A 23,129-nucleotide genomic window follows, 5' to 3' on the forward strand; every position below is an offset into this window, starting at 1 on the left:
GCGAAGAGGCCAGAACAGACAACGGACCAGCTCAAGGTAGTACCTGATGTCTTCAAGCCTCGCCGATAACACCCCACGCCTGCCTTCCATCGACACCCTCCTGCGCCACCCGGCCTGCCTCCCGTTGATCGATCGCCACGGCCGCGAGGGCGTGCTGAATACGCTGCGCCAACTGCTAGACGACCTGCGCGAACCCGCCCGGCAAGGCCAACTCACCCCCGCCGAACTGGCCCCCGAAATCCTCTTGGGTCGCACCGGCGAGCGCCTGGCCACCCAGCAACGAAGCCAGGTCCGCCGCGTGTTCAACCTCACCGGCACCGTGCTGCACACCAACCTGGGCCGCGCCTTGCTACCGGAAGAAGCCATTGAGGCCATGCAAACCGCCGCCCGCTATCCGCTCAACCTGGAGTTCGACCTGGCCACCGGCAAACGTGGCGACCGCGATGACTTGATCGAAGGCCTGATCCGCGAGCTGACCGGTGCCGAAGCCGTCACCGTGGTCAACAACAATGCTGCCGCTGTGTTGCTGGCGCTCAATAGCTTGGGTGCACGCAAAGAAGGCATCATTTCGCGGGGAGAACTGATCGAGATTGGCGGCGCATTCCGTATCCCCGACATCATGGCCCGTGCTGGCGTAAAGTTGCACGAGATCGGCACCACCAACCGCACCCACGCCCGCGACTACGAGGCTGCCATCGGCCCGCGCACCGGCTTGCTGATGCGCGTGCATTGCAGCAACTACAGCATCCAGGGCTTCACCACCCATGTACCCACGGCCGAGCTGGCGCGCATCGCCCACCAGCATGAACTGCCGCTGCTCGAAGACTTGGGCAGTGGCAGCCTGTTGGACCTCACCCGCTGGGGCTTGCCCGCCGAGCCCACGGTGCGTCAGGCGTTGGCCGACGGTGCCGACATCGTCACCTTCAGCGGCGACAAACTGCTGGGCGGGCCGCAAGCCGGGATTATCGTCGGTCGCAAGGACTTGATTGCCAGGATCAAGAAAAACCCACTCAAGCGTGCGCTGCGCGTCGACAAGATCACCCTCGCTGCACTCGAAGCGGTGCTGGCGCTGTACCGCAACCCTGACCGCCTGGCCGAGCGCCTGCCCAGCCTGCGTCTGTTGACCCGTAGCCAGGCCGACATACAGGCCCAGGCCGAACGCCTGGCCCCTGAGCTCAAGGCTCGCCTCGGTGAGCAATGGGCTGTCAGCGTGGAGCCGGCGCTGGGCATGATCGGCAGTGGCAGCCAGCCGGTGGCGCGCCTGCCCAGTGCAGCCCTGTGCCTGCGCCCGCAGGTATCGAAGAAGTTGCGAGGGCGCAGCCTGCATGTGCTGGAGCGGGCGCTGCGCGGCCTGCCGGTACCGGTGCTCGGCCGTATCGATGACGACGCTCTGTGGCTGGACCTGCGCCAACTGGATGACGAAGCCGAGTGGCTGGCGCAGTTACCCACCCTGCAACTGGGGCCGGTGCAGTGATCGTCGGCACCGCCGGCCATATCGACCATGGCAAGACCGCACTGCTGCAGGCGCTGACCGGGCAGGCCGGCGACCAGCGTCAGGAGGAGCGTGCACGCGGCATGACCATTGACCTGGGCTATCGCTACGCGGCGCTGGTTGAAGGTGCACCGCTGACCGGCTTCATCGATGTGCCGGGTCACGAGCGTTTTATCCACAACATGCTGGCTGGTGCCCAGGGTATCGACTTGGTGTTGCTGGTGGTGGCTGCCGACGACGGGGTCATGCCGCAGACCCGCGAGCATCTGGCGATCATCGAGCTGTTGGGCATTCCCCAGGCTTTGGTGGCGATCAGCAAATGCGACCGCGTCGAGCCCTTGCGCGTGGCCGAAGTTAAGCTGCAAGTCGAAGAGCTGCTGGCGCGCGGGCCCTATGCCGGGGCGCAGCAGTTTCCATTGTCGAGCATCAGTGGGGAAGGCGTAGCTGCGCTGCGTCAGGCCTTGCTGGAGGCCGAAGCCACGGTGCGGCAGCGCAGCGATAGCGGCGGTTTTCGTCTTGCTGTGGACCGTGCTTTCGCGGTTACCGGTGCCGGCGTGGTGGTAACCGGCACGGCGCTGGCGGGGCGCGTCAGTGCCGGTGACACCTTGTTGCTGGGCAAGGCCGGCAAACCGGTGCGGGTACGAGGCCTGCATGCGCAGAACCAGGCCGCGCTGGTGGCTGAGGCGGGCCAACGGGTGGCGTTGAATATCACGGCCGAACGCCTGGCGCTGGACCACGTGCATCGGGGTGACTGGCTGGTGCCTGAGTGGCTGCATGCGCCCAGCGTGCGGGTGGATATCGAGCTGAACCTGCTGCCGGGCGAGCCCCGCACGTTTGAGCATTTCAGCGCTGTACACGTGCACCTCGGCACCCAGGATGTAACCGCCCGCGTGGCCTTGCTCGAAGGCGAGTCCTTGGTGGCGGGCCAGCGCATGTTCGCCCAGCTGCTGCTCAACGCGCCGTTGCAGGCCGTGCACGGCGATCGCCTGGTGCTGCGTGACCAGCGTGCCCAGCGTACTTTGGGGGGCGGCAAAGTACTGGACCCGTTCGCGCCAAGCCGGCAGCGCCGCAGCGATGAGCGCCTGCGCCAGTTGCAGGTACTACGAGATACCGAGGACCTGGAGCAGGCCTTGCCAGCACTGCTCGCTACCGCGCCCGGTGGTATTGACCCCCAGCGGCTCGAGCGGCAGTTCAATCGCCCGCGTGCAACATGGCAGCTGCCGGAGGATGTAGGGGTGGTGGCCACGCGGCAGGGGCAACTGCTGTTTGCCAACCGCCAGTGGCTGGCGCTGAAGCAACAGGTGGTGGAGCAGTTGGCGCGGTTCCATGAGCAGGAGCCTGACCAGCTCGGGCCGGACCGAGACCGCCTGCGCCGCTTTGCGGCCTTGCCCCTTGAGCGGCCGGCATTCGTCAGCCTGCTGGATGAACTGCTCGATGACGGCGCCATCGCCAGCAGCGGGCCCTGGATGCACTTGCCCGATCACAAGGTGCAATTGAGCGAAGCCGACAGTGCTTTGTGGGCGCGTTTGCAGCCGAAGTTGCTGGCGGGGCAGTACGATCCGCCTTGGGTCAGGACCCTGGCAAATGAGGAGAACTGCGCCGAAGCCGAAGTGCGCCTGCTGCTGCGCAAGCTGGCTCGGCTCGGTGTGGTGCATCAGGTGGTGCGTGACCTGTTCTACCCTGAGGCAACATTACAGCGCATGGCAGAGCTGTTGCTGGGGCAGGCCAACGAAACTCCGATAGTGCAGGTGGCCGCGTTTCGCGATATGTTGGGCATCGGTCGCAAGCGCAGTGTGCAGATTCTGGAATATTTCGACCGCATCGGCCTGACCCGCAGGGTGGCCGACCAGCGTCACATCCGCGCCGACAGCGCCCTGGCCCAGCAACAGGCCAGGCACTGAGTTCAAGGAAGGCAATCGCGCCCGGTGGCGCGGCCGGGCTTCAAACCCGGTTGGGGACGGCAGCCGTTCCCGGGCAGGTTCGACTCCCGCTGCCTTCCGCCATTTTCATTCGCCTGTCGGGGCTCTACGGGGCGCTTCACAGCTCTTGGGACTTGCACGGTACCTGTGGGAGCGGGTTCACCCGCGAAGAGGCCCTGAAGGGTGAAGCCTAAGCCCGCTCCCCACACAGATCCAGGGCAAACCACTGTTCTGCAGTATCCACATCCAACCCCGCCCCCAGCAGCGCAACCATCTTGCCCAGCGCCGCCTCACGGGTCATGCCACCGCCACTGACCAGCCCGGCCCCACGCAAGCGGTTACCCGCCGCATAGGTATCGAACACCACCGAACCCTCAGGGCACTGGCTGATAGCCGCCAGCATCACGCCGCGCTGGCGTGCTGCGCTCAGCACACTCAGCAGCGCCTGGTCATCTGACGGCCCGGTACCGCTGCCGTAGCACTCCAGCAGCAAGCCCTGCACACCACTGTCGATCAAGGCTTGCAGGTGCGCGGCCTGCAGCCCGGGGAACACCGGCACGATCGCCAGGTTGACCGGCTGACGCGGATGCTTGTAGCCAAGTTCGGCAGGGATAACATGGGCCCGCTCGCCGTCACGATGGCGCGGCAGCGCAGCAAAGGCATCGAACGCCTCGCTGCGCAACTTTGATGCCCGGCAGCCATGCAGCAACTGGCCATGGAAGTACAGCTGCACGCCATCCTCCAGGCCGGATTCGAACTGGTGCAACGCGCCGCACAGGTTGGCCCAGGCATCGCTGTCTGTGGCACCTGCCGGCAGCATCGAGCCGGTCAGCAGCACCGGCACTGGCAAACCCAGCAGCAAGAACGATAACGCCGCAGCGCTGTAAGCCATGCTGTCGGTACCGTGCAGCACCAGCACGCCATCATGGCCTGTCACCTCCACGGCTTCGACGATGGCATCGCGCATCGCCAGCCAGTTGTGCTGCTGCATGTTGGCGCTGTCGAGCAGCGGGTTCAGTTCCTGCAAGGTCCATTGCAGCCGGGGCGCATCGGCCATGTGGGCGAAGTGTTCGCGCATCCGCGCTTCGAAGCCACCGGCCGGCGCCAAGCCTTCCGGGGTTTCGAGCATGCCGATGGTGCCACCGGTGTAGAGAACGAGAAGATTCTTGACTGCACGCATGGAAAACATCCGTAGCGGTGAGCGGAGAAAGAAAAGCCGCCCGCAGAAGGGGCGGCTGGGCAGGGGAGGATATCAGCGCTGCGGCTGAGCCTGGACGGCTGCTTTGTCAGCGGCTGTTTCCACCTGCGGATTGGCAGGCCAGGCATTGCGGTCCAGGTCCAGGTCGGCGAACTTGGACGAATCGAACACAGGCTGGCCGATGCCGGCTTTGCGCTGGTCGTCGTAGTCACGCATGACGCGCAGGCCGACCTTGAACAGCAGGGCCAGGGCCACCAGGTTGACGAAAGCCAGGCAGGTCATGGTGATGTCGGCGAAGGCGAACACGGTCGACAGGTCCTGCATCGAGCCCCACACCACCAGTGCCAGCACCAGGCCACGGAACACCATCAGCACCACACGGTTGCGGGTGAGGAACTGCAGGCTGTTTTCGCCCAGATAGTAGTTGTAGAGAATGCAGGTGAACACGAACAGCGACAGCGCCACGCTGACGAACACACGGCCCCAGTCACCGACCACGGCAGCCAGCGAGTTCTGGGTCAGGACAATGCCGTCACCCTCGAAGCCTGGGGTGTAGAAGCCCGACAGCAGGATCAGCAGCGCAGTGCAGGTGCAGATCACGAAGGTATCGAGGAACACACTGAAGGCCTGGACCACGCCCTGGGCGCCCGGGTGTTTGACGGCGGCCACGGCGGCCACGTTCGGTGCGCTGCCCAGGCCCGCTTCGTTGGCAAACACGCCACGCTTCACGCCCATGACGATGGCGCTGCCGAGCAGGCCGCCGAACGCCGGGTCGAGGCCGAAGGCGCTCTTGAAGATGGTTTCGAGCATGGCCGGCACGTGTTCGATCTGGGTGCCGATCACGTACAGGGTCACGCCGATGTAGGCCAGGGTCTTGATCGGGACCAGCAGGTCCGACACGGCGGCGATGCGCTTGATGCCGCCGATGAAGGTGATGGCCAGCAGCACTGCCAGGACGATGCCGGTCTGGCTTGGGGCAAAGTTGAAGGCGTTCTGCAGCGAATGGGTCACGGTGTACGACTGCAGGCCGATGAAGGCGAAGCCGTAGGTGACCAGCAGCAGGATCGAGAACACGATGGCCATGCTTTTGCGCTTCAGGCCGTGCTGGATGTAGTACGCCGGGCCGCCACGGTACAGGCCGTCGCCGTCTGCACGCTTGTAGACCTGTGCCAGGGTGCACTCGAAGAAGCTGCTGGACATGCCCACCAGTGCGGTGACCCACATCCAGAACACGGCGCCCGGGCCACCCAGGGTCACGGCAATACCGACACCGGCAATGTTACCGGCACCTACGCGGCCGGCCAGGCTGAGCATCAGAGCCTGGAAGGAGCTCAGCTGGCCTGCCTGGCCACGCAGCGATTCCTTGAAAACGGTGAACATGTGGCCGAAATGGCGGAACTGCACGAAACGCGAACGGATAGTGAAGTAGCTACCCAGCCCTACGATCAGCACGATGAGGAGTTTCCCCGAAAGGAAATCGTTGAGTACTTCGAGCATTGGAAAATGACCTCGATTCTTATTCTTCGTGTGGAAAGACCAGCGGACGGCAGGCGCACCGCTTTGCGTTGGGGGGAATGGTTGGCCATGACAAGAGTGGTTACAATTTCGCGGGTTGCTCTGAGTTGATGCTAGTTGATGCTACAATGGCGCCATTCGCGTCACCTGGGTTCCGCACATGAGTGAGCATTTCGCCACCAACCTCAAACTGGCCTGCAGCCACTACCGCTCTATCTCCGAAGTTTGCCGGCAGCTCTCGATCAACCGCGCTCAGTTCAACAAGTACCTGAGCGGGCAGAGCCGTCCGACGGCTTTCAACCTCAAGCGCATTGGCGATTTCTTCGGGGTCGAGGATTACGAGTTGAACCTGCCGGCCGAGCAGTTCGCCCGGCTGATCGGTGCGCGGGTGTCGACCCCTGCCGAGCAGCCCAGCGACCCGATCAGCGAACTGTTCCGCCCGCTGCATGACCATGCGGGCAACCTGTCGCGCTATTGCGGTTATTACTTCGAGTATTCCAACTGCATGTCGGTGCCGGGCACGATCCTGGTCTCGCTGGTGCACCTGTGGGAGGAGCGCGGCCGTTTCTTGTTCGAGCGCCAGGAGCGCCAGGAGCGTTCCAGTGCCACGGACCAGCATGCCGAGGTGCGCTGCCGCTACCTGGGCGCGGCGTTCCAGCTGCAGGACCGGGTGTTCCTCATCGACTACGAGTCGCTCACCTTCAACGAAATGAGCCAGACCATTCTCATCCCCAGCTTCAAAAGCCGCATCACCCGCCTGAACGGCCTCAAGGCCGGGGTTTCCAGCGGCGACCGGCGCAACCCGGCCTGCACCCGGGTGGTGTGGGAGTACCTGGGCGAGGAGATCAATCGCATCAATGCATATCGGCAGGTGAAACTGTACCGCCCGGATGATCCGCGAATAGATGATGATGTGCGTGAGCGGTTGAGTGTGGGGCCGTTGCGCAACAGCTTGTTTGAGATTGAATAGATTGAGTGCCTGTACGGGTCTTGTTGCCGGGGCCTCACCTGTTGGAAAGGGGCGGTGCTCCCGGCTCAATGACTGTTCAGAAAAGACTAAGTTGCCGCAACCACTCCCCAGCCGGACGCCCCTCATCGAGTAAAAGCTTCAAGGACATCAAGCAGCAAACAGTGATCAGCAGTGGCTTGATTAGCCGTGGTCCGAAGTAGATAGCGCAACGTGCGCCGAGTTGGGCGCCAACAATGGCACAAAGCGCCATTGCCAGGGCTAAAGGCCAGATGATTGCGCCGCTAAAGGCAAAGACTGAAAGGGCGCCTAGGTTGCAGGATGCATTGAGCAATTTGCTGTTGCAGATCGCCTGCATAAGATGCTGACCCAAGAGTAAGGTGAAAGCGACCATGAAAAACGAACCCGTGCCTGGTCCAAAGATCCCGTCGTAGAAACCAATGACTGGCGCAACTGCCAGCGTGAAGCCCAGATACGACATCCTCTGCCGACGATCCTTGGTACCAAGCTTGGGGCTGAACGTAAAATAGCCGGCTACTGTAATTAGCAAGATGGGGACAATTGACTCGAGGAGCGCTTTATCGAGCATGCTGATCGACAACGCGCCTGTAACGCCCCCCGCGAACGACAAAGCGGCCATCGGCCAGCCAGTCCGCCACTGGATCATTCTCTTTCGGGCGAACGCCCACACTGCTGAAACACTTGCTGAAGAGGCCTGAAATTTATTGGTAGCCATTGCAGCCAATGGGTCGACACCTGCAATGAAAAAAGCTGGTAACGTGAGTAATCCTCCGCCTCCTGCTATCGCATCAAAAAAACCGGCGAGCAAGGCGACAGAGGCCAGCGCCAAGAGTATTGAAACTTCAATCTCCACTTTTCTTTTCCCCGCCTTAGCCGCGTACGATCAATGGGTCTTGTTGTAAAATCACAGACCGGGCATCAGGTGAGTACCCAAATAGTCGAACCAGCAGTCTGCAGTTGTCCTTGATGACGTCGCGGGCGTGAAGTGCCTGGCAATTATTGATCAATAGTGCAGAGTCGGGGCTTGGCAGGAAATCGTAGGGTTGCTCTTTGTCCAGCAAGTCTCGCAATGTTTGATAAGCCTGTCGTGTCGAATGGTTAGCTTCATCATGCAGTGAGTGCCTATAGCTGCTATATCGGAGGGTGAAATCGCCTCTAACATCGAACTGAAGAATCGAATTTGCGATCGTCGCCTGACTCTCATCCTTCACGAAGCAGTCGCTGCGGGTAAAGCAGAATGACTTGGAAGATAGCGCCAGTGCCTCAAGGCCGTTGAGATTTGAGATCGCATTGCGCACGGGTATGAGTTTGGTCGGTTCCTGTAATGGATTCCATCTTGCACTCAGGATCAATGCGCTTGGAGCAGGGGAATGCTCACCCTCGAACTGAACTGAGCAGTTGTAAGGAGGTTCAGTGTGTGGGCCCAGTTGAACGCCTGCATGGGAGCTCAGTTCGGCTTGATGCAGGTTGAGTTCATTCGGTAGCAATCGCACTCCGCCACCTTTGAAATTTCCAACAAGCCGTACTTGCATACCGCCATTGTCGATATCAAAAGCGAATGAGCGGTAGTCGACAAGGCTCAAAAGAATCTGGTTTCGTGAGGCCATATAGACGGTAACCGGATCGATCTTCAAAATATCAATGTCTGCCAGCTCGCTCGGTACAGGGCCCACGTTAGGAACTTTCATTGCAGCGAATTCAAGTGCTGCTGCTTTTCCGGAGGCAAATATTTCTAGCAAAGCAAGCTGTGCGTCATCCAGTGAATTCTTCAAGATTTTTGCCTGACAGGCAGATAGGGCAGCAGCTCCCGCGACATCTGGGTCGCCGACAGCGGCAGTTTGTCGTGAGCCGTGATCAAGTATGCTGGCTTGCATTTTACTAAATGTGAGATGAAGGATCTCGGTTCCGGCCTTAGCGTTTACCCCTTCCATTTTTATTCTCCTTGTATGTAGGTAAAGGTGACTCTTCTTGTTAGGGCGGAGACTATTTAGCCAGAGACCTTTTACCGATGATGTAAGGTGGAGCCCTTGCGAGCTGTAGGGAATGTCTATGGGTGTGGTAGGAATCGTCTTGGGTGGGTAGTGCTGTCAGCCTCAGGGTTGGACTTCCCCGCCCGGAAACCGCAAAATGACCCCTTTCCTTCATCAACCTCTCGGATCTGCTGACTCTATGCGTATGCGCCTAATGCTGTTGGGTGGTGGCAATGCCCTCGGGCAAGCGCTGATTCGTCTTGGGGCCGAGGAGGACATTGCTTTCCTGGCGCCGCGCCCTCCCGAGAATGGCTGGACGCCGGCCAACCTCACTCAGTTGCTCGACGATCACCGCCCCGACGCCCTGGTCAACCTGGCCTATTACTTCGACTGGTTCCAGGCCGAGTCGGTCAGCGAGCAACGCCTGGCTCAACAGGAGCGGGCGGTGGAGCGGCTGGCAGAGCTGTGCCAGCACCACCAGATCACTCTGGTGCAACCTTCCAGCTACCGGGTCTTCGATGGTTCGCGGGCAACGGCCTACAGCGAAAAGGACGAGCCGGTGCCGCTGGGCCTGCGTGGCCAGGCCTTGTGGCGCATCGAGCAGAGTGTGCGCGCGACCTGTCCGCAGCACGTACTGCTGCGCTTCGGCTGGTTGCTCGACGAGAGCATCGACGGCTCGCTGGGCCGCTTCCTGACCCGTGCCGAGCAACCGCAGGAGCTGCTGCTGGCCGATGACCGGCGTGGCAACCCGACACCGGTCGACGATGCCGCACGGGTGATTCTGTCGGTGCTCAAGCAACTCGATTGCAGTGCGCCGCTGTGGGGCACTTACCATTACGCCGGCAACGAGGCGACCACGCCGCTGGCGCTGGGCCAGGCGATTCTTACCGAAGCAGGCCAACACCGCCAGCTGGCGGTGCAGGCGCCGACACCGCAGGCCCATGCCGCACGGCCGGATGCCAGCGAAGAGCCGCAGAACGCTGTACTGGCCTGCAAGAAAATCCTTCATACCTTCGGCATCAAGCCGCGCGCCTGGCGCGCCGGCCTGCCGCCTCTACTGGACCGGTTCTACCGCCATGGCTGACGCCCCCATCCTGATCACCGGCGGTGCCGGCTTCATTGGCTCCCACCTGTGCGATGCGTTGTTGGACAAAGGCTACGCCGTACGCATTCTCGACGACTTCTCCACCGGCCGGCGCAGCAACCTGCAGGTTGGCCACCCGCGTCTGGAACTGATCGAAGGCGATGTCGCCGACGCCGGGCTGGTCATGCAGGCCGCGGCAGGCTGCAGTGCCGTGGTGCACCTGGCGGCGGTGGCCTCGGTACAGGCCTCGGTCGAAGACCCGGTGCGTACCCACCAGAGCAACTTCATTGGCACCCTGAACGTGTGCGAAGCCATGCGCGTGCAGGGTCTGCGCCGGGTGTTGTTCGCCTCCAGTGCGGCGGTGTACGGCAACAATGGCGAAGGCGAGTCGATTGCCGAAGACACGCCCAAGGCGCCGCTGACCCCCTATGCCGTGGACAAGCTGGCCAGTGAGCAGTACCTGGACTTCTACCGCCGTCAGCATGGGCTGGAGCCGGTGGTGTTCCGCTTCTTCAACATTTTCGGGCCACGCCAGGACCCGTCCTCACCGTATTCCGGGGTAATCAGCATCTTCTGCGAGCGCGCAGTGCAGGGCTTGCCGATCACCATCTTCGGCGATGGCGAGCAGACCCGCGACTTCCTCTACGTGGGCGACCTGGTGCAGGTGATGGTGCAGGCGCTGGAGCAGCCGCAGGTCGAGGAGGGGGCGGTGAACATCGGCCTCAACCAGGCTACCTCGCTGAACCAGTTGCTGGTGGCGCTTGAGAAGGTGGTGGGCAGCTTGCCGGCGATTACGCATGTGGCGGCGCGTCCCGGTGACATTCGCCATTCGCGGGCGGATAACCAGCGGTTGCTGGCGCGGTTCGAGTTTCCGCAGGCGACGCCGATGGTCGAGGGCCTGGCCAAGCTTCTCGGTAAACACTGAGCCCCTGGGGGCGCTTTGCGCCCCTTTCGCGACGCAAGGCCGCTCCCACAGGGACAGCGTGCAGCCAATTGACTTGCGCTCAGTGTGGGAGCGGCCTTGTGTCGCGATGGGCTGCGCAGCAGCCCCAAAAATCACCCATGCCGCACAACCCTGCGCAGGCAATCCTCGGCCCCGAGTACTCGCCCATCCAAAGCCCGCACCTGCAAAGTCTCAAGCGCCCGCCCCGTAACACCCTCCACCAATTCAGAACGCGCTTCCCCCGCTTCAAATAGGTATCGCTCCCCCCACTGCCTCAAGCCAACCACCACCGGAAACACCGACAGCCCTTTTTCGGTCAGCACATATTCCTTGTAGGCAGAGCCATCCGATGCCGGCTGCAGCGCCAGTAATCCGCTCTCCACCAGCAGCTTGAGCCGCGAGGCGAGGATGTTCTTCGCCAGCCCCAGGTTCTTCTGAAATTCGCTGAACCGCCGCAGGCCGTCAAAGGCATCGCGCAGGATCATCAGTGCCCAGCGATCACCAAGCACCTCCAGAGCACGGGCTACGGGGCACTGCGCATTGTTTTCATCGAGCATGGGTAAAACCTGTGTTGATTATCTGGTTGCAGATTAAAACCACATTTGCTAAATAGCCAGCATGTGGTTTCAAATCGAAACCAGATGGACGAGGCCGGCCTTATGACACCTTCGCTGACACGCTGGATATTCCTGTTGCTTGCCACCACCAGCGCCATGGCGGTGGCGACGGTTTACTTCGCCCAGCCTCTGCTCGAGTCGATGGCTGCCGACCTGGGGGTGGCGCAGCAGCAGATTGGCTGGGCGGTCGGCGCCACCCAGGCAGGCTACGCCCTGGGGCTACTGCTGATCGTGCCTCTGGGGGACTTGGTCGATCGCAAGCGCCTGTTGCTCGGGCAGTTGTTGTTCTCGGCGCTGGCGCTGGTCGGCGTGGGCATGGCGCCGAACTGGGCGATGTTACTGCTGGCCTTGGCCATTACCGGGCTGATGGCCGTCATGGTCCAGGTAATGGTGGCGCATGCGGCCAGCCTCGCCTCGCCTGGCGAGCAAGGGCAGGCCGTGGGCACCGTCACCAGTGGCATTGTGCTGGGGATTCTGTTGGCACGGCTGGTGGCGGGCGGGCTAGCCGACCTGGCCGGTTGGCGAAGTGTTTATCTGGTTGCCGCAGGGCTGCTGATGTTACTGGCCGTGGTGCTGTGGCGCAGCCTGCCCAGCAGGCAGCCGTTGATGCACCGGCCTGGCTACCGGGCGATGCTCGTGTCCCAGTTCCGTTTGTATCGGGAAGACACGCTGCTGCGCCAGCGCGGGGTGTTTGGGGTATTGATCTTTGCCGCGTTCAGCGTGCTGTGGAGCGCCATGGTCATGCCCCTCAGTGCTGCGCCATTGGCTATGAGCCATACCGAAATTGGCCTGTTCGGCCTGGCAGGTGTTGCAGGTACTCTGGCGGCAGCGCGCGCCGGTCGCTTGGCCGACAGGGGGCTGGGAGAGCGCACCACCGGGTTGGCGCTGGCGCTGCTGACGCTGTCGTGGTTGCCCACCGCTTTTGTCGGGCAGTCCCTGATAGCCTTTGTGCTAGGCGTGCTGATGCTGGACTTTGCCGTGCAGGCGGTGCATGTCACCAACCAGAGCCTGTTACTGGCAGGGCGCGGCGCGATGGCCAGCCGCTTGATCGGTGCCTACATGTGCTGCTATTCGCTTGGCAGCGGGCTGGGGGCGGTGCTTGCGAGTTGGGTGCATGCCCATTGGGGGTGGGCTGCGGTGTGTGGGCTTGGCATGGCCTTCAGTGCGGCAGCGCTGGGCTACTGGCTCTGGTTGCAACGCGCGAGGGCGGCCGAAGCCGCCCTGCAGTGTTCAGGTCAGAACTTGTAGCCAAGGCCGACCATGTACACCCACGGGTCGACGTCGACGTCGACCTTGGTCTTGCTGTAACCCAGCGCGGTCGGGCCGTTGACGCTGGCCTTGGTGTCGATGTCGACATACCAGACCGAGGCGTTGACCAGCAGGTTGTCGGTCAGCATGTAATCCATACCCAGTTGGCCGGCGATACCTACCGAATCCTGCAGCTTGAGGTTGCTGAAGCCTTGTTGCTTGCGTGCGCTGCTCAGGTCTTCGTCAAAGAACAGGGTGTAGTTGATACCCACGCCGGCGTACGGCTGGAAGCGCGAATTCGGCTCCATTGGGTAGTACTGCAGCGACAGGGTCGGTGGCAGTTGCTTGATGTCGGCCAGTTTGCCGTCCAGCCCGCCGCCCAGGCCTTTTACGCCGACGGTGTGCTTGAACGGGGTGGCTGCCAGCAGTTCCAGGCCGATGTGGTCGGTGAGCATGTAGGCAAAGGTCAGGCCCAGCTGGGTGTCGCTGTCCAGGGTCGCTTTAGTGCCCGACACTTTGTTGCCGTCGAACTTCAGGTCGCCGCTGCTCTCGTTCGGGGCAGTGGTGATTGCGCCTGCGCGCAAGATCATGTCCCCCGCCTGATAGGCGTGGGCGGCAGGGGCGGCGAGCGCAAGGGCCACAAGCGAGGCGCCGAGCAAGGACTTGTTCATGGAAGCTCCCAAAGGACGTTATTAATCGAGTAGTCCAATGGTACGGAGGTGGTTAAACAGAAAGTTTGACCCAGCTCAAAGAAGCGTCTTCACGAATTCGAAACAGTTCTCATCTCAGCTCATAAACATAGATTTTCTCGGCTTCCATCTGATAGCCGGCGTCGGCCAGTTCGCTGCTGGAGGCTCTAACCTGGAGCTTTCCCTCGATCCAGTAGGGCTGGTAGAGGTCTTCGACACGCACGCCCATCTCGCTGAAAATGTGCACGATCTGATTCGACGGTGGCGGCGGCACATGGATGCACGCACCGTAATAAGGGACTAGCAGGAATTCGGTGGTGCGGCCTTCTTCGCTGACCTCCAGTGGCACGATGTAGCCAGGCAGCTTGACCTGTTGGCCGTCGAGGCTTTTCACCACCGGGGCGTCGGGGGCCTGCTGACGCGCGGGCGGGGCAGATTCGGCAGCCAGGGCGTTGCTGAGCTGTGACATGTCGTGCAGCGGCGCCAGTTGTGGCGGGATGACTGGGGCGCCTTCGGGGATCAGGGCGGGCCAGTCCAGCTCCTTGGGTTCGGCGGCCCAAAGAGGCATCGCCACCAGCAACAGCAGGGCCAGCAGCATGCGCATGGCCGGCCTCTTCGCGGGCATGCCTGCTCCCACAGGTCCTCTACAAGGCCTGAGGCTAGTGGAGAACCCTGTGGGAGCGGGCGTGCCCGCGAAGCAGGCGGTGAGGTGTCTGATCATTACGCGCACTCAGAGGTGTATGGACAGGCCATCGGCCAGCGACTGCCGATAAGCCCGCCACGCCGGCACGCTGCCCATCAGCAACGCCGCCCCCAGGATGATAGCCAGCAAGGTCCATTCATGTGCGCTCGGCAAGGCCAGTGGCAGATACAAACCATAGTTGGCCTGCACGTACCCCTGCGCCAGGGCAATCCCCGCATACAGCAAGCCAAGACCGGCCACGATCCCGACCGCTGCCAGTGACAGCGCTTCCAGTACCAGCAGCCCCGCGATATGCCACGGCCTGGCCCCGACCGACCGCAAGATCGCCATCTCCCGGCGGCGCTCGTTGAGGCTGGTGAGAATTGCCGTGAGCATGCCGATCAAGCCGGTCAGCACCACGAACAGCGAGACCACGAACAACGCTTGTTCCGCCGTGCCCATCAGGCTCCATAGCTCCTGTAGGGCCACGCCCGGGAGGATTGCCAGCAACGGCTCGCTGCGGTACTCGTTGATCTCGCGCTGCAGGCTGAAAGTCGCGATCTTGTTGTTAAGGCCCAGCATGAACGCGGTAATGGCTGCGGGTTGCAGGTCCATCGTGCGTGCCTGCTCGGCGCTGATGCGCCCAGCGCCACGGGCGGGTACGCCGTTGTGCCAGTCGATATGGATGGCCTGCATACCGCCCAGGCTGATATGCAGGGTGCGGTCGACCGGTGTGCCGGTGCGCTTGAGCACACCGACCACGGTGAATGGCTTGTCATCATGCTTGACCAGGCTGATGGCGGCCACGCCGTGGGCCAGCACCAGCTTGTCACCCAGCTTGTAGTGCAACGCCTCGGCCACTTCAGCGCCGAGCACCACCTCGAACGGGTCGCTGGCGAACTCACGCCCCTGGCTCAGTTCCAGATGCTGGCGGCGGCCGTACTGGTAATGGCTGAAGTAATCCGTCGTGGTGCCCATCACTCGGTAGCCGCGGTGCGAATCGCCCAGCGAGATCGGGATCGCCCATTTCACTCGCGGGTCCTGCGCATAGTGCTGGAAGCTTTCCCAGCGGATGTTGTTGGTCGCGTTGCCAATGCGAAACACCGAATACAGCAGCAGGTTCACCGAACCGGAACGGGCGCCGACGATCAGGTCGGTGCCGCTGATGGTGCTGGCGAAGCTGGCGCGAGCTTCGGTGCGAACGCGCTCCACGGCCAACAGCAGGCACACCGAAAGGGCGATGGCAAAGGCGGTGAGAAAGGCGGTGAAGCGGCGGTTGGCCAGGCTGGCCAGGGCAAGGCGGAGCAGGTACATCAGGCCTCCCGGGGCTTGGCGGCGCGGTTGAGGTCGGCCAGGGAAAGGTGACGGTCGAACAGGGGCGCCAGGCTCTGGTCGTGGCTGACGAACAGCAAGCTGGTGCCGGCAGCGCGACACTCATCGAACAGCAGGCGGATGAACGCTTCGCGTGTGTCAGCATCCAGCGCCGAGGTCGGTTCGTCGGCAATCACCAGCTCCGGCTGACCGATCAGGGCGCGGGCAGCGGCGACGCGCTGCTGCTGGCCGATCGACAGGCTGTCGGCGCGGCGGGCGAGCAGGGCCGGGTCGTCCAGGCCCAGGTGGGCGAGCAGCGTGCTTGCGGCCTGGTCGACACTGCCGTGGCGCTGCTCGGCGCGTGCCTTGCGGCTGCGCGAGAAGCGGCAGGGCAGCTCGACGTTCTCACGTACCGAGAGGAATGGCAGCAAGTTGAACTGCTGGAAAATGTAGCCCGTGTGATCGACCCGAAAGCGGTCACGGGCACCCTGGCCCAGCTTGCCGATGTCCTGCCCGAGCAACTGGATGCTGCCCTGCGCCGGCACGTTCACCCCGCCCAACAGGCCCAGCAAAGTGGTTTTGCCACTGCCGCTGGGGCCCTTGAGAAACAGGGCTTCACCCGCGTCCAGGTGGAATGCCGGAATAGCCAGCAGCGGCGGCTGACCTGGCCAGGCGAACACCAGGTCATGCAGTTCGATCAGCGGCTGGTTCATTCAGAAGGCGACCACTGCCTTGGCAGGCGTGGTTTCCACGCCTTTCTGGCCGTTGGGGCCGATCAGTTGCACGTTGATTTTCTGGGTGGCCGGGAAGGCCTTGAACAGGGGCGTCAGGTCGAACTGTGTGAGTTTTTCGGGGTTGGCGCAGGTCAGTTGGTAATGGGCGCCGATGTCGCTGTGCGGGTGGCCATGCGCGTGTTCATCGTCATCGTCGTCAGCTTTCGCGGCGTCACCGAACAACGGGCTTTCCAGTTCCTGCTGTTCTTCCTTGCAGTGTGCTGCTGCAGAAAGGCCGAACAGCTTGAGGGGTTGTTCGAGTTGCTGGTGCACGGCAGCGACCTTGGCCTTGTCGGCATCACTGCTTGCGGCATGCTCGAAGCCCACCAGGTTCATCGCCGGGCTGTCCAGCTCCAGCTCAAGGGTGTTGCCATCGAGCACGACGTTGAGCTTGGCCACGCCATGCTCGTGGGCGCCGAGCGTACCATGGGCGTGATCATGATCATGATCATGGTCATCGTGGGCATGGGCCACGGCCAGTGGCAGCAAGGCGAAGGGCAGGGCGAGCAGCAGGCGACGCATGGACGACTCCGGAGCGGGCTGGAAGATTGAGTTATGTTATAACAACTTTTCTGCGCGCCGCCAGCCTGCGTGGCTAAGGTTTCATGTTGCGGTAGCATGGCTGCATTGACTTGGGCTCAAGGAACGCATCATGAGAATTCGTGGACAGATTGGTGACTGGCCGGTGGACCTGACCATCGAGCTGGCGCCTGAAGAGTGGGCGCAACTGGGTAAGCAAATCGAGGTGCCTGCAGTGGTTCAAGGTGCTGCGACGCCTACAGTGGCGGCACCGCGCCAGGATGACGGGCAATGGACCGCCGCGCGTGATGTGTTGCGCCTTGCCGGGCAGATGAGCGGGCCGGAGTTGCTGGACCGGCTGGAAGGGCTGGCGGGAAGCACGGCGGCAGGCAAACGGCTGCTGGTGCGCTTGCGGCACAGCAGTGAGGTGAAGGTGGAAAGTGGCGTGGATGCGCCGGTCTATCACTGGGTTGGGTGAATTGGTATTGCCTGTTCTGGCCTCTTCGCGGGCGCGCCCGCCCCCACAGGATTTCACCGCACTTGGGAGCTGTGCACACCTGTGGGAGCGGGCATGCCCGCGAACGAGGGCGAAGCCCTCGCAAATGCCATCAGGTCAGAACATCGCCGCCGACAGCTTGCGGCGATAAACGCCAACCAGCGGATGATCCCCCCCCAGCAGCTCGAACACCTGCAGCAACGCCTTCTGCGGCAGCCCGTTCTCGTAGCCACGGTTACGCTGGAACAGCTTCAGCAGCCCATCCAGCGCCGCTTCGTACTGCTGGCGCGCCAGCTGCTGAATGCTCAGCTGATAGGCCGCCTCGTCATCCTGCGGATTCTGCGCCAGGCGGCTTTTCAGGTCTGCCACTTCTGGCAGGCTGGCGGCCTGGCGCAGGAAGGTCAGCTGGGCCTTGGCCCCGGCCAGTGCAGCCTTGTGCTCGTCGGTCTTGACCGCATCCAGCACCACCTGGGCCTCGCCCAGCTCGCCACGTTCGGCCAGGCAGCGCGCGTACAGGATCAGCGCCTCGGCGTTGCTGTTGTCCTCACCCAGCAGTGCCTGCAGCAACGCTTCGGCTTCGGCAAAGCGGCTTTCGGCAAACAGCGCCTTGGCCTGCTCCAGTGGCGAAGCGACGGGTGCAGCGGGCATCTGCACGTGCGGCTCGAGCATGGCGCGAATCGCCGATTCCGGCTGAGCCCCGGCAAAACCGTCCACCGGCTGGCCGTCCTTGAACAGCACGACGGTCGGCAGGCTGCGAATGCCGAACTGGGCAACCACCTGTTGCTCCACGTCGCAGTTGATCTTGGCCAGCAGCAGCTCGCCCTGGTAACCCTCGGCGATCTTGGCCAGCAACGGCATCAGTGCCTTGCAGGGCGCGCACCACTCGGCCCAGAAGTCCACCAGCACCGGCTTGTGGAAGGAGTTCTCGATTACCAGTTGCTGGAAGGTGGCATCGGTAGCGTCGAAAATGTAAGGCGTGTCTTGGGTCATCGCGACTCTCGCAAACTCGTGAATGGCACCACTATAAGGCGTCGCGGCTGGCGTGGTACAGGCTGACCCTGCGGAATTCGTGTGGCTCGGCCAGGTCCGGCAGGGTCAGCGCTTCGAGCACGCCCAGCTGTTGGTACAGCGGGTGGCAGAAGTTGCGTACGCGCGAGTCGGCCACCAGCGCTTGGCGGCCGCGGCCGAGGAAGGCGTCCAGCAGCGGCAGGTTGGCGCGGTCGTACAGCACATCGGCGACCAGGATCAGGTCGAAGCGGTCGTCCTCGGCAAAAAAGTCACTGCTGTAATTAAGCTCGACCCCATTCAGCGCGGCATTGGCGCGGCAGGCATCGAGGGCCAGCGGGTCGAGGTCGCAGGCCACCACTTCCAATGCACCGGCGCGCGCGGCGGCAATACCGGCGATACCTGAGCCGGCACCAAAGTCCAGCACGCGCTTGCCGGCCACCCACTCCGGGCGCTCGGCCAGGTAGCGGGCCATGGCCAGGCCACTGGCCCAGCAAAAACTCCAGTAGGGCGGCTCTTCAAGGATGCGCCGGGTTTCTTCGCTGCTGAAGGCGCGGTCCATGTTCTGGTCGTCGATCAACCACAGCTTCAGGTCACAGCCGGGCAGCTCGCTGACGATCAGGCGCGCTTCGCCGATCAGGCCGCTGAGGGCCTGTTGCAGGGCCACGGGTGCCACTTACGGCGCCTTCTCGAAACGCAGCGGGCCGGTGGCTTGGGTTTGGGCCTGGCTGATACGCACCGGTGGCAGGTGCATGATCAACTGGCCGGAGCTGCTGGCGCGGCCACGCAGCTCGACCCGCGCGCCGGCCGGGAACGCTTCGGGGTTGAAGCGCAGGTGGTAGGGCAGGGCCTGGCCGGTGCCGGTCAGGTTGCTGCTGGCCAGCAGGCGTTGCGGGCGGTCGCGTTCGTCGATGACCAGCAAGGCCAGTTCCACGTCGGCACCTGCCGGGATTTCCAGCAAGGTGCCGCTCAGTTCGCGCTGGTAGGCCGGCAGCGGTCCCAGTACTTCGGCCGGTTTGGCCGAGCGGGTTGGCGTGGGCGCCGGGGGCGTATCGGTTTTCGGCCTGTCGCTGCCGCAGGCAGCGAGCAGGGCGGCGCAGCACAGCACAACGAGCGCTCGGTAGTGCATGGGGTCGTCCTTCACGGGCAGATTTCCCATGGATGTTAACCCCTTTGGCTTGTCTTGCCAGTGCAATGCGCTACCATGGCCCTCCCTTTTTTTGTTGCCTGCCACCATGCACTGTCCCTTTTGCGGTGCCAACGACACCAAGGTCATTGACTCTCGCCTCGTTGCCGAGGGCGAGCAGGTGCGCCGCCGCCGCGAATGCGTGGCCTGTGGCGAGCGCTTCACCACCTTCGAAACCGCCGAACTGGTGCTGCCCCGGCTGATCAAGCAGGACGGCACGCGCCAGCCTTTCGACGAAGAAAAGCTGCGCGCCGGCATGCAGCGGGCGCTGGAAAAGCGCCCGGTCAGCGTCGAGCGCCTGGAAGCGGCGCTGGCGCACATCAAAAGCCGCTTGCGTGCCACTGGCGAGCGCGAAGTCAAATCGCTGGTGGTGGGAGAAATGGTCATGGCCGAGTTGCGCAAGCTCGACGAGGTGGCCTATATCCGCTTTGCCTCGGTGTACCGACGCTTCCAGGACCTCGACGAGTTCCGCGAAGAAATCGACCGCCTGGCCCGTGAGCCGGCTAAAGAGTGAACATGCCCAGCCAAGCCGCCATCCTTGACGCCCACTACATGGCCCGCGCGCTGGAGCTGGCGCGTAAGGGCGTGTACACCACCCACCCCAACCCGCGCGTAGGTTGCGTGATCGTACGCGATGGCGAAGTGGTGGGCGAAGGCTGGCATGTGCGTGCTGGCGAGCCACATGCCGAGGTGCATGCCCTGCGCCAGGCCGGTGAGCGTGCCCGTGGCGCCTGTGCATACGTTACCCTCGAGCCGTGCAGCCACCATGGCCGCACGCCGCCGTGCGCCGAAGCACTGGTGAAGGCTGGCGTAGCGCGGGTGGTGGCAGCCATGCAGGACCCTAACCCGCAAGTGGCGGGGCAGGGCCTGCGGCGCCTGGCCGAGGCTGGCATCGAAGTGGCCAGTGGCGTGCTCGAAGCCGAGGCCCGCGCGCTCAACCCAGGCTTTCTCAAGCGCATGGAACACGGCCTGCCGTTCGTGCGCGCCAAGCTGGCCATGAGCCTGGATGGCCGCACCGCGATGGCCAGCGGCGAAAGCCAGTGGATCACCGGCCCCGCTGCCCGTTCGGCGGTGCAGCGCCTGCGTGCCCGTGCCAGCGTGGTGCTGACCAGCGCTGCCAGTGTGCTGGCCGACAATGCGCGCATGACCGTACGTGGCGCCGAGCTGGGCCTGGACGCCGAAACCACCGCCTTGGCACTCAGCCGCACCCCGCTGCGAGTGCTGGTCGATGGCCGCCTGCGCCTGCCACTGGCTGCGCCGTTCTTCCTGGCCGGCCCGGCACTGGTGGTGACCGCTGTCGCAGATGACCCGCGCTATGCCGCTGCCGGCCACGAACTGCTCAGCTTGCCGGGCGACAATGGCCAGGTCGACCTTGCGGCGCTGTTGCAGGCCCTGGCCGCCCGCGGCGTCAACGAAATCCTGCTGGAAGCCGGTGCCGGCCTGGTCGGCGCCTTTGCCCGCCAAGGCCTGATCGACGAGTATCAGCTGTTCGTCGCTGGCACCTTCCTCGGCTCCGACGCCCGCCCATTGCTGGAGTGGCCGCTGGACAAGATGAGCGAAGCGCCGCGATTGAAAATTACCGAAATGCGCGCAGTGGGCGATGACTGGCGGGTCACGGCCATCCCCCTGCCGGCGCCCGGCGTATAATGCCGGGCTTGCCCCGTGCAAACCGTTTTTGAGGAAGACCCCATGTTCACCGGCATCATCGAATCCATCGGCACCATCCGCAGCCTCACCCCCAAGGGGGGGGATGTGCGCGTCCACGTCGACACCGGCAAGCTTGACCTGGGCGACGTCAAGCTCGGCGACAGCATCGCCGTCAACGGTGTGTGCCTGACCGCCGTCGAACTGCCGGGCAATGGCTTCTGGGCCGATGTCAGCGTCGAAACCCTCAAACGCACCGCATTCATCGACCTCAAGAGCGGCAGCAAGGTCAACCTGGAAAAGGCCCTGACCCCCACCACCCGTCTGGGCGGGCACCTGGTCAGCGGCCATGTCGACGGCGTCGGCGAAATCATCTCGCGCAGCGATAACGCCCGCGCCATCCAGTTCCGTGTGCGTGCACCCAAGGAGCTGGCCAAGTACATCGCCCACAAGGGTTCGATCACCGTCGACGGCACCAGCCTGACGGTCAATGAGGTCAATGGCGCCGAGTTCGAGCTGACCATTGTCCCGCACACCCTGTCCGAAACCATCATGGCCGACTACCGCGCAGGGCGTCGGGTAAACCTTGAGGTCGACCTGCTGGCCCGTTACCTGGAGCGCTTGCTGCTGGGTGACAAGGCTGCCGAACCGAGCAAGGGCAGTGGCATTACCGAAAGCTTCCTGGCCGCCAACGGCTTCTTGAAATCCTGATTGAGAAGGGGGTGCCGCGTGGCGCTCAACAGCATCGAAGAACTGGTCGAAGACATCCGCCAGGGCAAAATGGTCATCCTCATGGATGACGAAGACCGCGAGAACGAAGGCGATATCATCATGGCGGCCGAATGCTGCCTGCCCGAACATATCAACTTCATGGCCAAGCACGCCCGTGGCCTGATCTGCATGCCGATGACCCGCGAGCGTTGCGAAACGCTGAAGCTGCCGCTGATGGCGCCGCGCAACGGCTCGGGCTTCGGCACCAAGTTCACCGTATCGATCGAAGCCGCCGAAGGCGTAACCACCGGCATCTCCGCCGCCGACCGAGCACGCACCGTGCAGGCCGCCGCTGCCAAGGACGCCAAGGCCGAAGACATCGTCAGCCCTGGCCACATCTTCCCGCTGATGGCCCAGCCCGGCGGTACCCTGGCCCGTGCCGGCCACACCGAAGCCGCCTGCGACCTCGCACGCATGGCCGGTTTCGAGCCAAGCGGCGTGATCTGCGAAGTGATGAACGACGACGGCACCATGTCGCGTCGCGCCGAGCTGGAAGTGTTCGCCGCCGAGCACGGCTTGAAGATCGGCACCATCGCCGACCTGATCCACTACCGCATGATCCACGAGCGCACCGTGCAGCGTGTTTCCGAGCAGCCGGTGGAGAGCGAGCTGGGCGAGTTCAACCTGGTCACCTACCGCGACGCGGTCGAAGGCGACGTGCACATGGCCCTGACCCTGGGCAAGATCTGCGCCGAAGAGCCTACCCTGGTGCGTGTGCACAACATGGACCCGCTGCGCGACCTGTTGCTGGTCAAGCAGCCAGGCCGCTGGAGCCTGCGTGCTGCCATGGCTGCCGTGGCCGAGGCTGGCAGTGGCGTGGTGCTGCTGCTGGGTCACCCGCTGGACGGCGACGTGTTGCTGGCCCACATCCGCGAAAGCGCGGGCGATGCACCCGCCAAGGCACCGACTACCTACAGCACCGTGGGTGCCGGTTCGCAGATCCTGCGCGACCTCGGTGTGCGCAAGATGCGCCTGATGAGTTCGCCGATGAAGTTCAACGCGATATCCGGATTCGATCTGGAAGTTGTAGAATACGTGCCCTCCGAGTGACTTGAGGCGGCATTGACGCCCTCTGCTCG

Annotated in this window: 24 protein-coding genes and 1 tRNA gene; 12 read left to right on the forward strand and 13 right to left on the reverse strand. The window is 63.3% G+C overall.

Annotated elements, in window-relative coordinates:
* Positions 1 to 46: 46 nt before the first annotated feature.
* The 3 genes from selA to AC07XM_RS12280 all read left to right on the forward strand — a co-directional run bounded on the left by selA (position 47) and on the right by AC07XM_RS12280 (position 3,495).
* On the forward strand, positions 47 to 1,474 hold the full coding sequence (gene selA, locus AC07XM_RS12270) for an L-seryl-tRNA(Sec) selenium transferase (protein WP_060519289.1): 1,428 nt from the start codon (positions 47 to 49) through the stop codon (positions 1,472 to 1,474).
* The gene (gene selB, locus AC07XM_RS12275; RefSeq protein ID WP_102689014.1) at positions 1,471 to 3,393 is read left to right on the forward strand and encodes a selenocysteine-specific translation elongation factor; all 1,923 of its coding nucleotides are present in this window, start codon (positions 1,471 to 1,473) and stop codon (positions 3,391 to 3,393) included. The genes selA and selB overlap by 4 nt, the downstream gene beginning before the upstream one ends.
* Before the next feature lie 6 nt (positions 3,394 to 3,399).
* Positions 3,400 to 3,495, forward strand: a tRNA-Sec gene (locus tag AC07XM_RS12280).
* A gap of 106 nt (positions 3,496 to 3,601) precedes the next feature.
* Here AC07XM_RS12280 and AC07XM_RS12285 read toward each other — a convergent pair.
* Both AC07XM_RS12285 and AC07XM_RS12290 read right to left on the reverse strand, forming a co-directional pair.
* On the reverse strand, positions 3,602 to 4,591 hold the full coding sequence (locus AC07XM_RS12285; RefSeq protein ID WP_102689013.1) for an asparaginase: 990 nt from the start codon (positions 4,589 to 4,591) through the stop codon (positions 3,602 to 3,604).
* A 72-nt stretch (positions 4,592 to 4,663) separates the two neighbouring features.
* On the reverse strand, positions 4,664 to 6,106 hold the full coding sequence (locus AC07XM_RS12290; protein ID WP_060519285.1) for an alanine/glycine:cation symporter family protein: 1,443 nt from the start codon (positions 6,104 to 6,106) through the stop codon (positions 4,664 to 4,666).
* Between the two features lie 178 nt (positions 6,107 to 6,284).
* On the opposite strand from AC07XM_RS12290, the gene AC07XM_RS12295 reads away from it, so the two are divergent.
* Positions 6,285 to 7,094 (forward strand): helix-turn-helix domain-containing protein, encoded by an 810-nt coding sequence (locus tag AC07XM_RS12295; protein WP_016484680.1) that lies wholly within the window; start codon positions 6,285 to 6,287, stop codon positions 7,092 to 7,094.
* A 76-nt stretch (positions 7,095 to 7,170) separates the two neighbouring features.
* Here the strand turns inward: AC07XM_RS12295 and AC07XM_RS12300 are convergent, their stop codons facing one another.
* Positions 7,171 to 7,965, reverse strand: a complete 795-nt coding sequence (locus AC07XM_RS12300) for a TSUP family transporter (protein ID WP_024717609.1) — start codon at positions 7,963 to 7,965, stop codon at positions 7,171 to 7,173.
* A gap of 16 nt (positions 7,966 to 7,981) precedes the next feature.
* The gene (locus AC07XM_RS12305) at positions 7,982 to 9,043 is read right to left on the reverse strand and encodes a hypothetical protein (RefSeq protein ID WP_102689012.1); all 1,062 of its coding nucleotides are present in this window, start codon (positions 9,041 to 9,043) and stop codon (positions 7,982 to 7,984) included.
* Positions 9,044 to 9,281: 238 nt separating this feature from the next.
* Here AC07XM_RS12305 and AC07XM_RS12310 point away from each other — a divergent pair, with 238 nt between their 5' ends.
* Both AC07XM_RS12310 and AC07XM_RS12315 read left to right on the forward strand, forming a co-directional pair.
* On the forward strand, positions 9,282 to 10,166 hold the full coding sequence (locus AC07XM_RS12310) for a sugar nucleotide-binding protein (RefSeq protein WP_024717608.1): 885 nt from the start codon (positions 9,282 to 9,284) through the stop codon (positions 10,164 to 10,166).
* Positions 10,159 to 11,091 (forward strand): NAD-dependent epimerase/dehydratase family protein, encoded by a 933-nt coding sequence (locus AC07XM_RS12315; protein ID WP_060519281.1) that lies wholly within the window; start codon positions 10,159 to 10,161, stop codon positions 11,089 to 11,091. Before AC07XM_RS12310 ends, AC07XM_RS12315 begins: the two co-directional genes overlap by 8 nt.
* Before the next feature lie 131 nt (positions 11,092 to 11,222).
* Here the strand turns inward: AC07XM_RS12315 and AC07XM_RS12320 are convergent, their stop codons facing one another.
* On the reverse strand, positions 11,223 to 11,666 hold the full coding sequence (locus AC07XM_RS12320; protein ID WP_102689011.1) for a winged helix-turn-helix transcriptional regulator: 444 nt from the start codon (positions 11,664 to 11,666) through the stop codon (positions 11,223 to 11,225).
* A gap of 102 nt (positions 11,667 to 11,768) precedes the next feature.
* Here AC07XM_RS12320 and AC07XM_RS12325 point away from each other — a divergent pair, with 102 nt between their 5' ends.
* Positions 11,769 to 12,974, forward strand: coding sequence for an MFS transporter (locus AC07XM_RS12325; protein ID WP_102689016.1), 1,206 nt, complete (start codon positions 11,769 to 11,771; stop codon positions 12,972 to 12,974).
* Here AC07XM_RS12325 and AC07XM_RS12330 read toward each other — a convergent pair.
* From AC07XM_RS12330 to AC07XM_RS12350, 5 genes are all read right to left on the reverse strand, one after another.
* Positions 12,962 to 13,645, reverse strand: coding sequence for an OmpW/AlkL family protein (locus AC07XM_RS12330; RefSeq protein ID WP_014589498.1), 684 nt, complete (start codon positions 13,643 to 13,645; stop codon positions 12,962 to 12,964). The two genes, AC07XM_RS12325 and AC07XM_RS12330, sit on opposite strands and share 13 nt — an antisense overlap.
* Positions 13,646 to 13,754: 109 nt before the next feature.
* On the reverse strand, positions 13,755 to 14,267 hold the full coding sequence (locus AC07XM_RS12335; protein WP_095116981.1) for a DUF3299 domain-containing protein: 513 nt from the start codon (positions 14,265 to 14,267) through the stop codon (positions 13,755 to 13,757).
* A 126-nt stretch (positions 14,268 to 14,393) separates the two neighbouring features.
* Positions 14,394 to 15,659: an ABC transporter permease gene (locus tag AC07XM_RS12340; RefSeq protein ID WP_023047570.1), complete on the reverse strand. Its 1,266-nt coding sequence runs from the start codon at positions 15,657 to 15,659 to the stop codon at positions 14,394 to 14,396.
* A complete protein-coding gene (locus tag AC07XM_RS12345) occupies positions 15,659 to 16,369 on the reverse strand; it encodes an ABC transporter ATP-binding protein (protein WP_102689010.1) in 711 nt (236 codons plus the stop codon). The genes AC07XM_RS12340 and AC07XM_RS12345 overlap by 1 nt, the downstream gene beginning before the upstream one ends.
* The gene (locus AC07XM_RS12350; protein WP_016484690.1) at positions 16,370 to 16,951 is read right to left on the reverse strand and encodes a DUF2796 domain-containing protein; all 582 of its coding nucleotides are present in this window, start codon (positions 16,949 to 16,951) and stop codon (positions 16,370 to 16,372) included. It lies immediately after the preceding gene.
* A 130-nt stretch (positions 16,952 to 17,081) separates the two neighbouring features.
* On the opposite strand from AC07XM_RS12350, the gene AC07XM_RS12355 reads away from it, so the two are divergent.
* Entirely contained in the window at positions 17,082 to 17,426 is a 345-nt protein-coding gene (locus tag AC07XM_RS12355) for a hypothetical protein (RefSeq protein WP_016484691.1), read from the forward strand.
* 135 nt (positions 17,427 to 17,561) lie between these two features.
* Here the strand turns inward: AC07XM_RS12355 and trxA are convergent, their stop codons facing one another.
* The 3 genes from trxA to AC07XM_RS12370 are packed head-to-tail and all read right to left on the reverse strand — an operon-like array spanning position 17,562 to position 19,578.
* On the reverse strand, positions 17,562 to 18,434 hold the full coding sequence (gene trxA, locus AC07XM_RS12360) for a thioredoxin (protein ID WP_016484692.1): 873 nt from the start codon (positions 18,432 to 18,434) through the stop codon (positions 17,562 to 17,564).
* Between the two features lie 31 nt (positions 18,435 to 18,465).
* Complete coding sequence (locus tag AC07XM_RS12365) at positions 18,466 to 19,125, reverse strand: class I SAM-dependent methyltransferase (protein WP_016484693.1); 660 nt, start codon at positions 19,123 to 19,125, stop codon at positions 18,466 to 18,468.
* Positions 19,126 to 19,578, reverse strand: a complete 453-nt coding sequence (locus tag AC07XM_RS12370) for a YbaY family lipoprotein (protein ID WP_016484694.1) — start codon at positions 19,576 to 19,578, stop codon at positions 19,126 to 19,128.
* Positions 19,579 to 19,684: 106 nt separating this feature from the next.
* Here AC07XM_RS12370 and nrdR point away from each other — a divergent pair, with 106 nt between their 5' ends.
* From nrdR to ribBA, 4 genes are read left to right on the forward strand one after another with little or no spacing between them, the layout of a single operon-like run.
* A complete protein-coding gene (nrdR, locus tag AC07XM_RS12375; RefSeq protein WP_003255402.1) occupies positions 19,685 to 20,149 on the forward strand; it encodes a transcriptional regulator NrdR in 465 nt (154 codons plus the stop codon).
* A 2-nt stretch (positions 20,150 to 20,151) separates the two neighbouring features.
* Positions 20,152 to 21,282: a bifunctional diaminohydroxyphosphoribosylaminopyrimidine deaminase/5-amino-6-(5-phosphoribosylamino)uracil reductase RibD gene (ribD, locus tag AC07XM_RS12380; RefSeq protein WP_102689009.1), complete on the forward strand. Its 1,131-nt coding sequence runs from the start codon at positions 20,152 to 20,154 to the stop codon at positions 21,280 to 21,282.
* Between the two features lie 42 nt (positions 21,283 to 21,324).
* Complete coding sequence (locus AC07XM_RS12385) at positions 21,325 to 21,990, forward strand: riboflavin synthase (protein ID WP_016484696.1); 666 nt, start codon at positions 21,325 to 21,327, stop codon at positions 21,988 to 21,990.
* 18 nt (positions 21,991 to 22,008) lie between these two features.
* Positions 22,009 to 23,100: a bifunctional 3,4-dihydroxy-2-butanone-4-phosphate synthase/GTP cyclohydrolase II gene (gene ribBA / locus AC07XM_RS12390; RefSeq protein ID WP_016484697.1), complete on the forward strand. Its 1,092-nt coding sequence runs from the start codon at positions 22,009 to 22,011 to the stop codon at positions 23,098 to 23,100.
* The last annotated feature ends 29 nt before the right edge of the window (positions 23,101 to 23,129 follow it).

This window comes from Pseudomonas sp. GW460-LB5 (assembly GCF_059423245.1).

What these genes read in the sequence shown, in the direction of transcription:
- AC07XM_RS12330 (WP_014589498.1), bottom strand. Translation starts at nt 13,645, where the DNA reads ATGAACAAGTCCTTGCTCGGCGCCTCGCTTGTGGCCCTTGCGCTCGCC.
- AC07XM_RS12310 (WP_024717608.1), top strand. Translation starts at nt 9,282, where the DNA reads ATGCGTATGCGCCTAATGCTGTTGGGTGGTGGCAATGCCCTCGGGCAA.
- AC07XM_RS12355 (WP_016484691.1), top strand. Translation starts at nt 17,082, where the DNA reads ATGAGAATTCGTGGACAGATTGGTGACTGGCCGGTGGACCTGACCATC.
- ribD (WP_102689009.1), top strand. Translation starts at nt 20,152, where the DNA reads ATGCCCAGCCAAGCCGCCATCCTTGACGCCCACTACATGGCCCGCGCG.
- selA (WP_060519289.1), top strand. Translation starts at nt 47, where the DNA reads ATGTCTTCAAGCCTCGCCGATAACACCCCACGCCTGCCTTCCATCGAC.
- AC07XM_RS12340 (WP_023047570.1), bottom strand. Translation starts at nt 15,659, where the DNA reads ATGTACCTGCTCCGCCTTGCCCTGGCCAGCCTGGCCAACCGCCGCTTC.
- AC07XM_RS12350 (WP_016484690.1), bottom strand. Translation starts at nt 16,951, where the DNA reads ATGCGTCGCCTGCTGCTCGCCCTGCCCTTCGCCTTGCTGCCACTGGCC.
- AC07XM_RS12305 (WP_102689012.1), bottom strand. Translation starts at nt 9,043, where the DNA reads ATGGAAGGGGTAAACGCTAAGGCCGGAACCGAGATCCTTCATCTCACA.
- AC07XM_RS12290 (WP_060519285.1), bottom strand. Translation starts at nt 6,106, where the DNA reads ATGCTCGAAGTACTCAACGATTTCCTTTCGGGGAAACTCCTCATCGTG.
- trxA (WP_016484692.1), bottom strand. Translation starts at nt 18,434, where the DNA reads ATGACCCAAGACACGCCTTACATTTTCGACGCTACCGATGCCACCTTC.
- AC07XM_RS12325 (WP_102689016.1), top strand. Translation starts at nt 11,769, where the DNA reads ATGACACCTTCGCTGACACGCTGGATATTCCTGTTGCTTGCCACCACC.
- AC07XM_RS12370 (WP_016484694.1), bottom strand. Translation starts at nt 19,578, where the DNA reads ATGCACTACCGAGCGCTCGTTGTGCTGTGCTGCGCCGCCCTGCTCGCT.
- AC07XM_RS12335 (WP_095116981.1), bottom strand. Translation starts at nt 14,267, where the DNA reads ATGCGCATGCTGCTGGCCCTGCTGTTGCTGGTGGCGATGCCTCTTTGG.
- AC07XM_RS12345 (WP_102689010.1), bottom strand. Translation starts at nt 16,369, where the DNA reads ATGAACCAGCCGCTGATCGAACTGCATGACCTGGTGTTCGCCTGGCCA.
- AC07XM_RS12385 (WP_016484696.1), top strand. Translation starts at nt 21,325, where the DNA reads ATGTTCACCGGCATCATCGAATCCATCGGCACCATCCGCAGCCTCACC.
- AC07XM_RS12315 (WP_060519281.1), top strand. Translation starts at nt 10,159, where the DNA reads ATGGCTGACGCCCCCATCCTGATCACCGGCGGTGCCGGCTTCATTGGC.
- AC07XM_RS12320 (WP_102689011.1), bottom strand. Translation starts at nt 11,666, where the DNA reads ATGCTCGATGAAAACAATGCGCAGTGCCCCGTAGCCCGTGCTCTGGAG.
- AC07XM_RS12285 (WP_102689013.1), bottom strand. Translation starts at nt 4,591, where the DNA reads ATGCGTGCAGTCAAGAATCTTCTCGTTCTCTACACCGGTGGCACCATC.
- AC07XM_RS12295 (WP_016484680.1), top strand. Translation starts at nt 6,285, where the DNA reads ATGAGTGAGCATTTCGCCACCAACCTCAAACTGGCCTGCAGCCACTAC.
- nrdR (WP_003255402.1), top strand. Translation starts at nt 19,685, where the DNA reads ATGCACTGTCCCTTTTGCGGTGCCAACGACACCAAGGTCATTGACTCT.